The 14,974-nt window shown below is 58.6% G+C and carries 12 protein-coding genes; 9 read left to right on the top strand and 3 right to left on the bottom strand.

Features of this window, described 5'->3' with window-relative positions:
• Positions 1-33: 33 nt before the first annotated feature.
• Positions 34-1,557, bottom strand: a complete 1,524-nt coding sequence (locus tag KF841_01560) for an oligopeptide:H+ symporter (GenBank protein ID MBX3394032.1) — start codon at positions 1,555-1,557, stop codon at positions 34-36.
• A 275-nt stretch (positions 1,558-1,832) separates the two neighbouring features.
• Between KF841_01560 and KF841_01565 the strand changes: the two genes are divergently transcribed.
• Positions 1,833-2,093 (top strand): hypothetical protein, encoded by a 261-nt coding sequence (locus KF841_01565; GenBank protein MBX3394033.1) that lies wholly within the window; start codon positions 1,833-1,835, stop codon positions 2,091-2,093.
• A gap of 127 nt (positions 2,094-2,220) precedes the next feature.
• Here KF841_01565 and KF841_01570 read toward each other — a convergent pair whose 3' ends face one another.
• Positions 2,221-2,835, bottom strand: coding sequence for a TM2 domain-containing protein (locus tag KF841_01570; GenBank protein ID MBX3394034.1), 615 nt, complete (start codon positions 2,833-2,835; stop codon positions 2,221-2,223).
• A gap of 285 nt (positions 2,836-3,120) precedes the next feature.
• The gene (locus tag KF841_01575) at positions 3,121-4,692 is read right to left on the bottom strand and encodes an SH3 domain-containing protein (GenBank protein ID MBX3394035.1); all 1,572 of its coding nucleotides are present in this window, start codon (positions 4,690-4,692) and stop codon (positions 3,121-3,123) included.
• A gap of 296 nt (positions 4,693-4,988) precedes the next feature.
• On the opposite strand from KF841_01575, the gene KF841_01580 reads away from it, so the two are divergent.
• The 8 genes from KF841_01580 (at position 4,989) to KF841_01615 (ending at position 14,808) form a co-directional block, all read left to right on the top strand.
• Entirely contained in the window at positions 4,989-5,684 is a 696-nt protein-coding gene (locus KF841_01580) for a histidine phosphatase family protein (protein MBX3394036.1), read from the top strand.
• A gap of 190 nt (positions 5,685-5,874) precedes the next feature.
• Positions 5,875-6,720 carry a 3-deoxy-8-phosphooctulonate synthase gene (gene kdsA / locus KF841_01585; protein ID MBX3394037.1) on the top strand — a complete coding sequence of 282 codons (846 nt, stop codon included), beginning with the start codon at positions 5,875-5,877 and terminating at the stop codon, positions 6,718-6,720.
• A gap of 72 nt (positions 6,721-6,792) precedes the next feature.
• A complete protein-coding gene (locus tag KF841_01590) occupies positions 6,793-7,518 on the top strand; it encodes a glycosyltransferase family 2 protein (protein MBX3394038.1) in 726 nt (241 codons plus the stop codon).
• A gap of 140 nt (positions 7,519-7,658) precedes the next feature.
• Positions 7,659-9,485 carry a carbamoyltransferase gene (locus tag KF841_01595; protein MBX3394039.1) on the top strand — a complete coding sequence of 609 codons (1,827 nt, stop codon included), beginning with the start codon at positions 7,659-7,661 and terminating at the stop codon, positions 9,483-9,485.
• Positions 9,486-9,520: 35 nt separating this feature from the next.
• On the top strand, positions 9,521-9,964 hold the full coding sequence (locus tag KF841_01600) for a hypothetical protein (GenBank protein ID MBX3394040.1): 444 nt from the start codon (positions 9,521-9,523) through the stop codon (positions 9,962-9,964).
• A 47-nt stretch (positions 9,965-10,011) separates the two neighbouring features.
• On the top strand, positions 10,012-10,224 hold the full coding sequence (locus KF841_01605; protein ID MBX3394041.1) for a hypothetical protein: 213 nt from the start codon (positions 10,012-10,014) through the stop codon (positions 10,222-10,224).
• A gap of 21 nt (positions 10,225-10,245) precedes the next feature.
• Positions 10,246-12,246: a hypothetical protein gene (locus KF841_01610; GenBank protein MBX3394042.1), complete on the top strand. Its 2,001-nt coding sequence runs from the start codon at positions 10,246-10,248 to the stop codon at positions 12,244-12,246.
• 195 nt (positions 12,247-12,441) lie between these two features.
• Positions 12,442-14,808, top strand: a complete 2,367-nt coding sequence (locus KF841_01615; GenBank protein ID MBX3394043.1) for a VWA domain-containing protein — start codon at positions 12,442-12,444, stop codon at positions 14,806-14,808.
• Positions 14,809-14,974: the final 166 nt, after the last annotated feature.

Genomic DNA, 14,974 nt, shown 5'->3' on the forward strand with positions numbered 1-14,974 from the left:
CGCGTTTCATCAGCCCAGCCGACCGCTCGATCGTTACTTGACTCCGTGCATCATGCGCTTCAGCGGTGCAGCGACGATAGTGAGCAGAAGCGCCGAAGCAGCCGTCACGATGCCGATTCCGAGAAAAACCTTGGCAAACCCAAAATGCTCGGTCTTGCCGCCGACATAACCGCCGAGCACATTGCCGAGTGCGGAGGAAAGGAACCAGACACCCATTACGGTGCTGACCATCCTGGCCGGCGCCAGCTTCGTCATCGTCGAAAGCCCGACCGGCGAGAGGCAGAGTTCGCCAGTCGTGTGCAGCATGAATCCAATCACCAGAAACAGGATATTGCAGCGGCCATCGGGTCCGGCCACGATTGCGCCCCAGTAAAGGACCATGAATCCCGCCGCCAGCTGAATCAAACCCATCGCGAACTTCAGCGGACTGGAGGGTTCCATCTTCCGCTTGTTTAGCCAGATCCACAGCCAGGCAAATGGCGCCGCAAACAAAATGATGAATGCGGGATTGATCGAGGCGGTCAGCAGCGAGGCCTTCAACTCGCCGAACCAAGGCACCGTTCGATTCACGTGCTCGTCAGTGAAGAGCAAAATGGCGCTGCCGGCCAATTCGAAGAAGGCCCAGAAAAGAATCGAAAAACAACACAGGATTATCAACACGATCATTCGGTCCCGCTCTTCATGCGAACTTCTGAACGCCTCCCAGAGCAGGTAAATCAGGATTGGAACCGCCACAATGATCGCAAGAGACTGAACAAACTTGGGCTGTGAAATCAGATAGGCCGTCGTCGGAATGAAGATCATCACGCCAATGATGAGGCTCATGACGTTCGGCAAGCCTGCGATGCCGCGTTCCAGCAGAGCTCCCTCGCGCGGCGGGAGTCCTTTTCCTTCGAGACGCCGGCCACCGGCGAAGAAAATAACCTGACCCAACAACATGCCAACGCCGGCAAGTATGAACCCCCAATGCCAACCCTTGCTTTCGGCAACTTGTCCTGAAATACCCGCGACCCACGCACCGATGTTTATGCCCATGTAGAAGATGGTGAATGCTGAATCGCGTCGCGCATCAGCCTTTTCGTAGAGTGACCCGACGATACTGGAAATGTTCGGCTTGAAGAACCCATTCCCTGCGGCCATCAGGCCAAGTGATAGAAAGAACAACTGGTTGAGGTATACCGGAGCCTCGCCGCCCTCCGCCGGCAATAATAGCGCGTGCGCTGCGAGGCAGAATTGCGCTGCCGCCATCATGATTCCGCCGATCACAATGGCCCGCCGCTGCCCAAGAAGCCGATCGGCGAGCATGCCGCCGACAAATGGCGCGGCGTAAACGAATCCCAGGTAACCGCCATAGACCTCGTTTCCGGCCTGCTTGGAGAGAGACAGCGCTTTGGTCATGTAAAGCACGAGAAACGCTCGCATACTGTAGAAGCTGAAGCGTTCCCAAAGCTCAGTCGAAAACAAAACCGCCAATCCGGACGGATGCCCGAAGAATGAACGATCACGGGGGTCTGCCGCCTCGGTTGCGGCGGAGTAGCTGGGTCCAGACTGGCTCATCTTCTCGTTATCTCCCTGCGACTTGGATCCATTCGTCGCGTTTCTGATATATGCGGCAGATGCTGGAACCTGCCGGGCAAACACAGCTCACCTTGTTACCGACGGGAAAGGCGGAGCATATTGATTTGCAACTCAAAATGCGAGCGGAAACCCTGTCGAGGCTCGCCCGATAACTTCACCGAATCGATGCGAGCGTACAGTATCACCCTATCTTGAGCCGTTATTAGGGTATGAAACGATCTGATTGGCCTGAATATCGAAGCGCGGATTCCAGAGTGAGCCCGGATTCGACGGAGAATCGCGAAACGATTCCCGTCCCAACACCGGATCAGGATGCGGCCCCCTCGCCGATTTCATTCTGGCGACGAATCGCAACGCTGGCCGCCTTGCTGGTCCTGGGCATCACCCCATTCGCGCAGGCCCAGTTGGACCCGCCGAACTACCCGTCTGTCTGTCCGCCGCTCACCAGTCTGGCGAATCCGACGCTGTTCGATTTGTTGTGGGGAACGACTCCGATCCGCTTTCCGTATCAGTAGGCGCGGCAGTACGCGACTGGGCCTCGGTGCGCCTCATTGCGAAAACGGCTTCACTTTGAGCGTTTTCATCACTTTAGACCGCCGGACTTGTTGATCGCCGCGAGAATAAGATCGCGGCCGTCCTGGGTTATTCGCGCAGATTTTTACCGTCGGCATCCTTCATTCCGCCGCAAAGGCAGATGATGCCTTCAATGAATCCCCACAGACCAACGAATCCGCAGCTATAGCCGACCGTCAGGCCGCCACCGATTACCGACAGAAACAGCATCAGCAGCCCAACCCCCGTATATCCCAGATAGAATCGGTGAATGCCGAATCCCCCGAAAAAAATGCCGAGCAGTCCGGCGGCGATCCTGCTTCGGGTGCCGAAATTGGCATCGTGGACTGAACCCGCAGTTCGAGCCTGCGCAAAATTTGTCGGCGGCATGGGCGGCAAAGGCGGATACGGTGCAGGTTTGATGGGGCCGGCCGGCGCACCCGGCCGCGTCATCGTCGGCTTTTCATCGAATCCGGACGGCTGGCCGCGCTCAATCGCGACACCGGCTCCACCCATGCTGCGGCGAAGCTCGACGGCAATGGCGGTAATCTCCGAGGCGGACAATTGACGTTCAGTTCCGCGTTCAACCAGCAAGGTCGATTCGATGATGCGCCCTTCCCGGGTCCACTGGACCAGAGTATCGATATCCGCCGGCCCGTACCGACTGCCATCCTGGGCAATTACGAAGTAGTAAACCACGGTCATCACCCTCGCCTGCGGAACGACCGGTCGCCGTGCTGATCCAGGATGCGATCCGGCCCACTACAGGAATTCACCCACATCGCAGAGATATTATACGCTGCAGGGTCGAATATTGATTACAAAAAGAATGGCACTTTGGAGGCGGGACGCATCCAAGCAGCTGGAGCCGAAACTCCACAGGAATCCAACTACGCGAATTGAGATAGGCTGGTGAACCGAGCGTGCGCCGAACGCAAAATCCGCGCTTCATGAAAGCCGGCAACAAATTCACAAGTGGGAAGGCGCGGCTTATTCGGTTTTCGCCGGCGCCTTGCCTGACGACTCGTCCGGCGTCGTCGGCTTGTCCTCCAAGGGAGGCGGCGCTATGTCAATCGAATTCTTCCCGGCGGACTCGCCGAGCGTGCCGCCCGCATTTTCAGCGGGTGGCGTCAAATCCGTCAGGCTCGCGGCGACGGCGATGGGAATTCGCGCCGCCATGCTGTAGCGCTGCCCCGACGTGCGAATTCCGACCGTTCGCCCCACCATATACTCCGGATTTTCCGAGATGTCACGAGGAATATCGATGTAGGCGATCGTCGTCTGGCGTTTGACATCGACAAGCCGATATCGCCGCTTCTCCGGGGCGAAGGCGTAGCTCTTTCGCAATTCACCGACAAAATCAAACTTCTCGGTGACCTTTTCGGCCCGCGCCCGCATGATCTGCATTCGCTCGCTCGTCATGCGCGCCTTGAAAGCGTCGATGTCGCTTGACCTGGCAACCGCAGACGCCCGAGCCTTGCGCACATCGGACATGGTCTGCAACTGAGAAACGCGAATTTTTGCATATTCAGACGGAACGCGTTCATCGGACTGATTGGCTATTTCCCCATAGCGGTGAACGAGCGAATCCAGATCGCGCTCCTCCAAGGGCAGTAGCATCGTCGCATGGAGATCACTCTCGACTGCGGTGAGCAATGCCTGATATCGTCCGGACGTCTTGTTCATCGGAGCCGCAGGGACATCCCGCCGGGGCCGCTCGTCCTTCGGCTCCTTCAATGCCTGAATGCTTCGATCGGTCTCGATCGGCGGAAGTTCATCAACCATCGCGTCATCGTCATTCACGGAAGGCTCCGCACCCTCCATGCCCTCCGATTCCTCCTCTTCTTCGGCCGCAGGCTCATTCATTCGGCTGAGATTCGGCTCGTCGACCGGCGCGTTGGAAGGCGCCGGGCTGACGCCACCGGGCGTCGCGGTGGAAGCGGAGGAATTCCGAACGGGCGCTGCAGTGTTTCGCGCCGCGGCCTCCGGCGCCGGGGTCTGCTCCAGACCGGCCAGATAGCGTTCCGCCAGCCCGGTTCGCAGATCATTGGCGACCGGCCGCACGAAATCCGTACTGATATAGAGCTTGGCTCCAGCCGGTGGATAAATCTTAAAAAAGCCGTCCACTTCGCCGATGATTTCGACGCGAGTTCCTCGCGTCAGTGCGATCTGATTGGTGGATTTGCTTGCCGCCAACTCGCTGCCGGCTCTGGCAAAAATCCGTTCCTTCTTGACCGTACCGCGATTGGACATGCCCTCTCGATCAACGTCCGCGGTATCCACATAGCTGAAGCTGCCTCGCGGCGGCGCGATCTCATACCAGCCGTCGCGCACGCCGAGCACCAGCAGGCGATCACCGGTATTGACCTTGGTGGTCGCGTAGAAATTTGTTCCGGGGCCTGAGCGAACCCGTACGTTGGTGCCGGAGACCTCTCCCTCCCAGGGGAAGGCGGTCCTTGGTGCCGCACTCGCGGCACTGCCCGACGTCCCGGTCTGAGCGAAAAGGTCCTGGGTGGAGACAAACACGAGCACCGCGGCGGCGATCCAACGTGCTCTTGACATGAGGTACCTCCCTGTAATGCGAGCGCACCGTAGCGCGCGGAATGGGTTAAGCAGTCCCGCTTAACGTCCTCAAAATATGTCGCATACTCCACATTGTCAACCGGGAACACCGATTCTCACCGAGAAAACGACGTGACGACAATTCACAGAATCTGCTCGCATGCGCCGTCGATCGCCAGCGCTTGATAGATTTCGAGATGCGGCAATCACTCACACGGCGGAAGCCGTTCTCGGTCTCGCCGTGCCGCGTTAGGATGAAGACCGAGCACCACGCTCGCCCAACGGACAGAATGTGCATGCTGCTGATTGCCGCCCGACACGCCGAATCAATTGCCAACGTTGACCGCTCCGCCGGGCTGAATTCGCTGCTCAGCCCGCTCGGTCGGCAGCAGGCGACCGCATTGTGCGAGCGAATCCGCAGCCAGAGGCTTTCGGCGATCTACTGCAGTCCGTTTGCTCGTTGCATCGAGACGGCCGCGCCGATTGCCGAGGCTCTCGACATGCCGATCCGCATTCGGCCAGACCTCGCGGAGTTCCATCACCTTCAACCCGGCACGGTCACGGACGCCGGACTGCCGCTACCCGAGGAGTTGCTCGCATCTGACTCACGACTCATTCGCTGTCCGGACTGGCCCGGCGAGTTGGAATGGACCCCGATCGATGAAAGCCACGAGAATCTCATCCTTCGAATCAGGCGGTTGGCCGGCTATCTGAAAACACGCTGGCAGGCCCCCGGAGACGTCGTCCTGGTCATCAGCCACGGAAGTCCCATCGCCCGACTAATCGATGCTTGGCTCTCGCCCTCACCAGGGCCGTCCTTTCGATTCATCATCGACAACGCCGGTTTAAGCGCGCTCCGCTTTCACCAGGAAATCAGCTCCCTGATCTGCCTGAATGAATGCTCGCATCTTGTCGGATTGCCGGTTGCCGCCGCATCCAATTTCGCTCCCGGCGGGATCCCCAAGGCCATTCCGCCAAGCGATTACTGGTGAAGACCGATCCGCCAGGGTGCGAGGTGCGCCCCGCCCCGCCTGCCACTTGGAAGAAACTCACTCAATTCCGCACTTTGTGAATCGGACGTATGATGTCAGTCCGGTCTGCGGCCGGCATGCGGCGTAGCCGGTGCATCTGATCGGTGCAGTCGAAACCCGCGATAATACGAACTTCCAGGAGCAGTTCGGCATGACTCAGCTTGGCGAATTCCCACGAACCCCACCGGTCGATATCGGCCCGTTTCAAATTGGGCGGAACCGGCCGCTTGCGTTGCTTGCGGGCCCCTGCGTGATCGAATCGACGGAGCATTGCCTGCGCGTGGGCGAAGCGGCCGCCAGCATCTGCCGCTCGCTTGGAATCCATTACGTATTCAAGTGCAGCTTCGACAAGGCAAATCGAACCAGCGTCGGTGGATTCCGCGGTCCGGGCCTCGAATCGGGACTCGCCACGCTGGCCACGGTAGGTCGAAAGCTCGGCGTGCCGGTCGTGACGGATGTACACCTGCCCGAACAGTGCGCTGCCGTCGGTGAAGTATGTGACATCGTTCAGATTCCGGCTTTTCTGTGTCGGCAGACCGATCTGCTTGAAGCGGCTGCGAAGACGGGCAAATCGGTCAATGTCAAGAAAGGCCAGTTCATGTCGCCTGAGCAGATGAAGGAAGCCGTGAACAAGGTGCGGCATTTCGGCAACGACCGCGTCCTACTGACCGATCGCGGAACATTCTTCGGCTATGCCAGGCTGGTCAACGACATGACCTGCATTCCGATCATGCAGGGCTTCGCCCCCGTCGTGTTTGATGCCACGCACAGTTGTCAAATTCCGGGCGGGCTTGGCAACCAATCCGACGGTCTGCGACAGTATGTCCCGGTGCTGGCACGCGCTGCGGTGGCTGCCGGCGCGGACGCGCTGTTCATTGAAATTCACGATACGCCGGACGCCGCGAAATCGGATGCGAAGACCGTGTTTCCGGTGGATCAGTTGGAACGACTGCTGCGATCCTGCGTGAAGATACGCGAAGCGATCTGCAATCACTGACTACGGCCGGCACGCGAGCCGCTTTCGACCAAATATTCGATTCGAATCCATCCGACCAACCTGAAAATCGCGATGAGCAAGTTACCGTCACTCACTATTTTCTTCCCGTTCTACAACGAGGAGGCCAATATCGAGCGGGTGGTGCGCGCCGCGGTCGCAGCGGCTCCCCGTTTCGCGGATCAGTTCGAAGTGATCATGGTGAACGACGGCAGTCGCGATCGCACCGGCGAGATCGCGGACCGACTCGATCGAGAGATTCCGAATTGCCGGGCAGCCCACAACCGCCCGAATCAGGGCTACGGCGGCGCGGTCAAGCGCGGCTTCAAGGAAGCTCGGATGGAGTACATCTTCTTCACCGACGGCGACGGCCAATTCGATATCAACGAGTTGCCGAAACTTGTTCAATTGCTCGACCATTGCGACATGGCGGTGGGATATCGAATCAAGCGAGCGGATCCCTTCGTTCGACGGCTGAATGCCTTTTGCTGGGGCGCGCTCGTGCGGCTGCTGTTCCATATCCGCGTGCGCGATATCGATTGTGCTTTCAAACTCATTCCCCGGTCATTCATGGATTCCATCGAACTCTGGAGTGATGGCGCGCTGATCAGCACCGAATTGCTCGCGAAAGCCACCTACCGGGGATTGCGGATCCGGGAGGTGGGAGTCAACCACTACCCTCGCGAAGCCGGCGTCCAGACCGGCGCCAAGCTCAGGGTGATCTTCAAGGCATTTGTCGAGCTATTCCGACTTCGGACGCGGATTCGCTCAACGAAAAAAGGGACGCCTACCGGCGTCTGACGGCCATATCGGGCCTTGCGACGCCGTCGCCGGAACGAACCAAACACTGGCCCTCGAGCCTGCCGAAAGGTAGAATAGCTCGGCTTGTCAGTCGTTCAACAAGTTGTAGAAAACAGCCCCCGAACAGGGTGTCCGACGCGATGAACATACTCGGAATTTCCGCATTTTATCACGACAGCGCCGCCTGCCTCGTTCAGGACGGACGTATTGTGGCGGCCGCCCAGGAGGAACGATTCACCCGCAAGAAGGCGGACGCGAGTTTTCCGCGCCACGCGATTGATTACTGCCTGAAGGAAGCCGGTCTTACGCCGGCCGATCTTCATCATGTCGCGTTTTATGACAAGCCGCTGCTCAAGTTTGAACGAATCCTTGAGACCTACTGTGCCTACGCGCCGAAGGGATTCCGGAGCTTTATTCAGGCGATCCCGCTCTGGGTCAAGGAAAAGCTCCATCTGCCGCGTGAGATGGATCATGGCCTCAAGGGCTACAAGGGCCGATATGTTTTTCCGGAGCATCACGAGTCGCATGCCGCGAGTGCCTTCTTCCCGTCACCCTTTGAGGAAGCCGCGATTCTGACGCTGGACGGCGTCGGAGAATGGGCGACCGCCGCATACGGATTCGGCCACGGCAACCGGATCGAACTCACACACGAGATGCACTTTCCGCATTCCCTTGGAATGCTCTACAGCGCCATCACCTATTACACGGGATTCAAGGTGAATTCCGGTGAGTACAAGGTCATGGGCCTGGCACCCTACGGCGATCCGAAATACAAGGATGTCATTCTCAGCGAGTTGATGGACCTTAAACCGGACGGTTCCCTTCGCCTTAATATGGAGTACTTCAATTACTGCGAAGGGTTGACGATGACCAGCGAGAAGTTCCACAATCTTTTCGGCGGCCCGCCGCGCGAGATGGAGTCCATGCTCACTCAGAAGGACATGGACCTCGCAGCCTCCGTTCAGGCCGTTACCGAGGAGGCGATGTTGCGGGCCGCGCGTCACGTTCACAAAGAGACCGGCTCGAAAAATCTCTGTCTCGCGGGCGGTGTTGCTCTAAATTGCGTCGGCAACGGCGTCATTCTTCGCGAAGGACCTTTCGAGAATATCTGGATCCAGCCGGCGGCGGGCGATGCCGGCGGCGCGCTCGGCGCAGCGCTGATGGTGTGGTATCAACTGCTGGGCAACCCACGAACGGTGGAGAGTCCGGACGCACAGCGCGGGTCGATTCTCGGCCCCGCGTTCGACAAGGGAACAACCCAGCGATTCCTGGACAAGGTCGGAGCAAAGTATCACTACTACGAAGACGAGAACGATGTGATCGAGATCGTCGCCAAAGCCATCGCTGACCAGAAGGTCATCGGTCACATGGCGGGCCGGATGGAATTCGGTCCGCGCGCGCTGGGCTCTCGCAGCATCATCGGGGATGCCCGTTCGCGCGAGATGCAGTCGGTCATGAACCTGAAGATCAAATTCCGCGAGTCGTTTCGTCCTTTCGCACCGTGCGTGCTGCGTGAGAACGTCAGCGAGTATTTCGAAATGCGGGATAACGAAGACAGCCCCTATATGCTGCTTGTCGCGGATGTCCGCGAAGACAAGCGTCTGCCCTGTAATGGTGACCATCTCTGGGGCATTGAGAAGCTCAAGCAGGTCCGAAGCGTTGTCCCGGCCATCACGCACGTCGACTATTCCGCCCGCGTCCAGACGGTGGACCCTATCCGACACCCCCGGCTCTACAAGGTAATGAAGCGCTTCAAGGAAATGTCCGGCTGTCCGGTCATTATCAATACGAGCTTCAATGTGCGCGGCGAACCGATCATCTGCGGCCCCGACCACGCCTATCATTGCTTCATGGGGACGCACATCGACGTCCTGGTCATTGACAACTTCGTTCTTTTCAAAGAGGAACAGCCCAACAAGGACAAGCTTGATAACGCGGAATACCTGAAGAAATTCCAGTTGGATTAACCGCAGTACGGCGACACGACAGACGAGTTCCAGATATGTCCATGATGAAGATCGATTTCAACCCAACCGCCCGCACGCTGAGAATCTTCGGATTGATCGGCCTGATGCTATTCCCGCTGCTGTCGCTCGCGGCGACGAAGGGTGTAATCATCTTTGCGATGCTCCCGGCAGCGGCAAACAGCGTGCTCGTCTGGGTCATGCTTGCTCTGGGCGCTTTCAGCGGCATTGGAGCGATCGCGGCGCCTGCGCTGCTTCGCCCCCTGTTCATCGGGATGTCCTTTATCGGAATTCCGATTGGCGCCGCCGTACTCTACGTGCTGCTTGCGATTACCTACTTCCTCGTCATTACGCCGATCTCCCTCATCTTCAAACTCATCGGCCGTGATGCGATGCAGCGCAAATTCGAACCGGCCGCCACGACCTACTGGATCAAACGAAAACCGATGACCGATGTGAAGCGATACTTCCGTCAGTTCTGAAATTAAGAGTTCCACGTCCGCCAACCGTACACTTGCGGAGACGCACGATGAGTCAGCAGCAGCCCCACGATCAAAATGAGTTTCTCCGCGAAGCCGAATCCGGCCGCACCGGCATTGTCGCGGAATTCATCGACTTCCTGAAACACAACAAGAAATGGTGGCTGTTGCCGATCCTGATTATCATCGTCAGCTTGATCGGCCTGGTCGCGCTGGCGGTCATTGCGCCGGCCGCTTCGCCGTTCATCTACACGATCTTCTAGACGCTCGGCGATCGCGGACCCTTGACCGACGACGCGAGCGATCCGGCCGCCGCGGATCAGCCGTGCGATACTGCCATTGCGTGCGATGGACTGCTTGATGGGTCGCATCGAGATCAAACGGCATTGCTTTCCTCGCAGGTGAATCGTGATACACTGCCCGATGTGGCGGTTCACGCGCATCGCGAGTGGCCGCCGCGAGATACCTCTGCACGGATGCAACCCATGATTCTTAATATCGCGCACGTCACTCACGAGGCCGTCGTAAAGATCGGTGGCATCGGGACCGTCCTCGAAGGCCTGATCACTTCGGAGGATTACGACGCCGCGGTTGACCGGACGCTTCTGATCTGTCCGCTCTTCACGCGGGAAGGCGGAGTCGATTCCCGCCTGGGCGAGCACGGCGACGTGCTTTATTCCTCGATAGACGGGCGAACCAGCGATCCCCATTCCCATGACTTCCGTGAGATCGAACACCGATTCTTTGTGCGCATTGTTTACGGTCGGCGACTGCTTCGCGATCCGCTCACCGGACGCGAAGCGCGGCCGGAGGTGGCGCTGATCGATGTCGGCCATATGAATACGCTGGAAGTGGATGGCTTCAAGAAGCGATTGTACGACCACTTCGGGATCGATTCGCGACGATACGAGGACAGTTGGGATTATGAACAGTACGTGCGGCTCGCCGAACCGGCGCTGGCCGTCGTTCGCGCCCTCGGTTTGAACACGGGCACCCAGCAGTGCGCCATCATCGGGCATGAGTTCATGGGCATGCCGACGGCGCTTTGCGCGAAATCTCATCCCGAATGGAACATGCGCACGGCGTATCACGCACACGAGGTGCCAACGGCACGCAAGATCGTCGAGGAGCATCCGGCCCATGACACCATGTTTTACAATGTGCTGAAAAAAGGCGCTGAGCAGGGCCTGCAATTCGCCGATCTCTTCGGCGATCAGTTCGGCTACTACCGGCACGCCCTGGCGGAAGCCAGCCGGCACCTCGATGTCACCTTGGCCGTTGGAGATTATGTCAGTCTCGAGCTGAAGCTCCTGTCGCCGGCCATGGACGCCGACAAAATCAAGCTCGTCTATAACGGCATTCCAGCCTACGAGCTGTCACGGGACGAGGCCGCCGCCAGCAAGCGCCGCCTGCAGGATTACGCCGAAAAGCTGCTCGGAGATCGCCCCGATTATATTTTCACTCATGTCACTCGAATGACACTCAGCAAGGGCCTGTGGCAGGATGTCTGCCTGATGAACCACATCGAGCAGGCGTTTCGAAAACTCGGAAAAACAGCTGTGCTGTTCGTGCTCTCCACGGAAATCGGCGGCCCGCGCCGGCAGGAGGACATACTGAGAATAGAGTCAGAATGGGATTGGCCGGTCGCTCACCGCGAAGGCTTGCCCGATCTCACCGGCGGCGAAGCCCTTTTCTATCAGCATGTGCAATCCTTCAACGCCCGCGCGCGGCAGTGCAAGATCATTTTCATCAACCAATTCGGATTCGATCACCTCACCTGCGGACGACGAATTCCCGAAGACATGCGATTCCAGGATATTCGGCGTGGCAGCGATGTCGAATTCGGCCTGTCAATCTATGAGCCATTCGGGATCGCACAGGTCGAGGCATTGTCGTTCGGATCGATCTGCGTGATGAGTAGCGCCTGCGGATGCCGTTTCTTTGCCGAGAAGGCTGCCGGACCCGAGGGCTCACCGAATATCATTGTCGCGGACTACACCGACTACCGCGCCGAGCCGGACACGATCGAAGGCTTCAAGAGCCTGACGAGGGAAGCACGCCACGCCTTCGCCGAAAGCGTCGCGGAAGACGCCGCGCAGAGGATTCTGCGGCGACTCCCACGCACCCCTGAGGAGAAAGCGGCCTTCCTGAAGCGCGGCGCGGAATTGGCCCATCGAATGAGCTGGGATGTGGTTGCTCGGGACTATTTCCTGCCTGCCGTCCGTCCCCCCCTGCCGACGGACACCTCGCCGACTCGGCCACTGCACTCCGCCGGCGCAAAGTAGCCCCGCACGCGCGGATCTGCGCCGCGCCAAGCTCGATTATCACACCACAGAGGAACTTTTTCCGCGTTTCCGCGTCTGATGGTTTCGAGGCTTCGGGCGGCTGTCCATTAGCCGACAGACGGCCCGGCCACCAATGAACAGAAGCCGACCATCCGGTTGGAGCATGTCGTTCCGACCCAGACGAAAGGGAAACCCATGATCCCGACTCAGCGAAAAACCGCATCGACTTCGCTCGTAATCCTGATCTGCGCCGCCGCGGCGCACTGCTTGCCCCTATCGGTGGCTCACGCCAACGGCCTGATTATCAGTCCCATCAGTGAGTCCGCTGTCGCAACATCGCCACCGGAGCGTCGCCCCATTCATTCATGGATGCCCTTCCAGATAAAGAACCAGATCGTCGACGTGACAATCACTGAAGCGGTCGCGGAGTCAACAGTTGAGCAGGTCTTCGTGAACCGGAGCGGCAGCCCTCAGGAAGGACAATACCTCTTCCCGATCGCTGAGAATGCCGGCGTTCATCGATTCACAATGTGGATGAACGGCAAGGAAGTCGTCGGCGAGATGCTTGATGCCGATCGGGCGCGGAGCATTTACGAATCCATCGTGAGCCGAACACGCGATCCCGGTCTGCTGCAATTCGCCGGCCGCGGATTGATTCAAGCAAAAGTGTTTCCCATCCCGCCCAACGGAGAATGTCGAATCAAGCTGAAGTATACGGAGCCCGTCACGATTGACAGCGGCCTGGCGTCGTACCGATTTCCACTTGGATCAGCCGGCGGCCGGTTTGAGCCGATCGAGCAATTCTCCCTGCGCGCGACGGTTCGAACGGAGCGTCCGCTGATCAGCGTGTTCAGCGCCTCGGACCAGTGCAGCGTAGATCGCCGAAGCGAGAAAGAGATCGTCGTCAGCATCGAGAGACAGCGACACGCACCTGAGTCGGATTTTCAATTGTTTGCACAACTTGGCATGGACGCATTCGGCCTCTCCATGCTGCCCTATCGAATGGGCGAGGATGAGGGATTTTTCATGGCGAGAATTTCGCCGCGCGTCACCAGTCGCGACGACGCGATCCAACCGAAAAATATCTGTTTCGTGCTGGACACTTCCGGAAGCATGGCAGATTCGAACAAGATCGCGCAGGCACGCAAAGCCATGCAATTCTGCGTGACCAATCTGCATCCGGAGGATCGCTTCAATGTCATCACATTTTCGACGGAAATTCGCTCGTTTCGCGAAAGTTGGGCCATCGCCACGGACGCGGAGAGAAACGCCGCGTGCCAGTTCATCGATCGGGCGAGCGCCGTCGGCGGAACGGACATCAACGCCGCCCTGGCGCGCGCATTGTCGATGCGACCGACCCGGTCCGAAACTGACGGCGCAACCGAGGCCTGGAAAAACAACCCCTACCTCATTGTCTTCATTACCGATGGAGAGCCAACCGTCGGAGTCACCAACCTGGACGAAATCCTCGCCAACGCGGCAGCGGCCAACGTCGGCAAATCCGCACGCATCTTCTCACTCGGTGTTGGATTTCAGGTCAACACCAAGTTGCTCGACCGCCTTTCAGACGACAACGGCGGCACGCGCGATTACGTCACACCGGATGAGAATCTGGAATTGAAGATCTCCGCGTTTTACACGAAGCTCGCGAACCCCGTGCTATCGGATGTTTCGCTGGCCTTTGATGGAGTCTCGGTCCAGGACTTGTATCCGCGCCAGATTCCCGATCTCTTCCACGGCGGCGAGATCGTCGTCGTCGGTCGATACAGCGGCGCCAAAGAGTCGCAGCAGATAAGACTTTCAGGCACTGCACGTGGTGAAAAGCGTTCCTACAACTACGCGTGCCGCTTTCCGACTCAGGATTCTCGCAACGAATTCCTGCCCAGATTCTGGGCGATGCGAAAGATCGGCTTTCTGCTCGATGAGTTGCGGCTTCACGGCGATAACCTCGAGATCAGGAACGAGGTCATCCGCCTGAGCAAGCTTTACGGCATTCTCACGCCATATACCAGCTTTCTTGTTCAGGAAGACGAGCATCTCGCGTTGCGCGAAGACCGAGCCCCCGTCGGCGGCCGAGCGGCGACCCCTCAAATGCGGCAGATGAGAGAGTCGAAGGACGACGAATACGCTGCGGCGGCAAGAGGACAGGCGGCGGCCGTCGGTAAGGAATCCAACAAGCAATCTCAGGTGAACTACATCTTCCGTGGCTTGGCATGCGATGCCGCCACCCAGCAGGAATCGGTGCTGATTGACAGCAATCGAGACAACCAGGGTCGTCGCCTCATCAACTTCGTCGGTCCGCGCACGTTCTACCTCGAAGACGGCAGGTGGGTGGATGCCACCTATGACGGCAAGGCCGAGACTGTAAAGGTGGTGATTTACTCAAAAGACTATTTCGACCTGATTAACACGCACAGGGAGTTGGCGAGCTGCTTCGCACAAAGTGAACGGGTGGTCGTGAAATGCGGCGGCAAATTCATTGAAACGGTGTTGCCGTCGACGCAGAAGGCCGAACCCCCATCCGATGGAAAAAATGGAGAGATCAAACCGACCGGCGCGTGAATCGCCACACGATCGGCCACCGACCGGCAAGCCTCACGCTGAGTCGCCCAATAGCAAAGAATGACGACATTGTCCGTTCCTGGGTGAAAGAAAAGCGAGTGTGGGGCTTGCCGGGGCGCAACGACCGCGTAACTATCGGACATGCTCGCGTTGAGCCGGCCACTCG

The sequence above is a fragment of the Phycisphaerae bacterium genome (genome assembly GCA_019636475.1).
Taxonomy (GTDB): Bacteria; Planctomycetota; Phycisphaerae; order UBA1845; family UTPLA1; genus JADJRI01.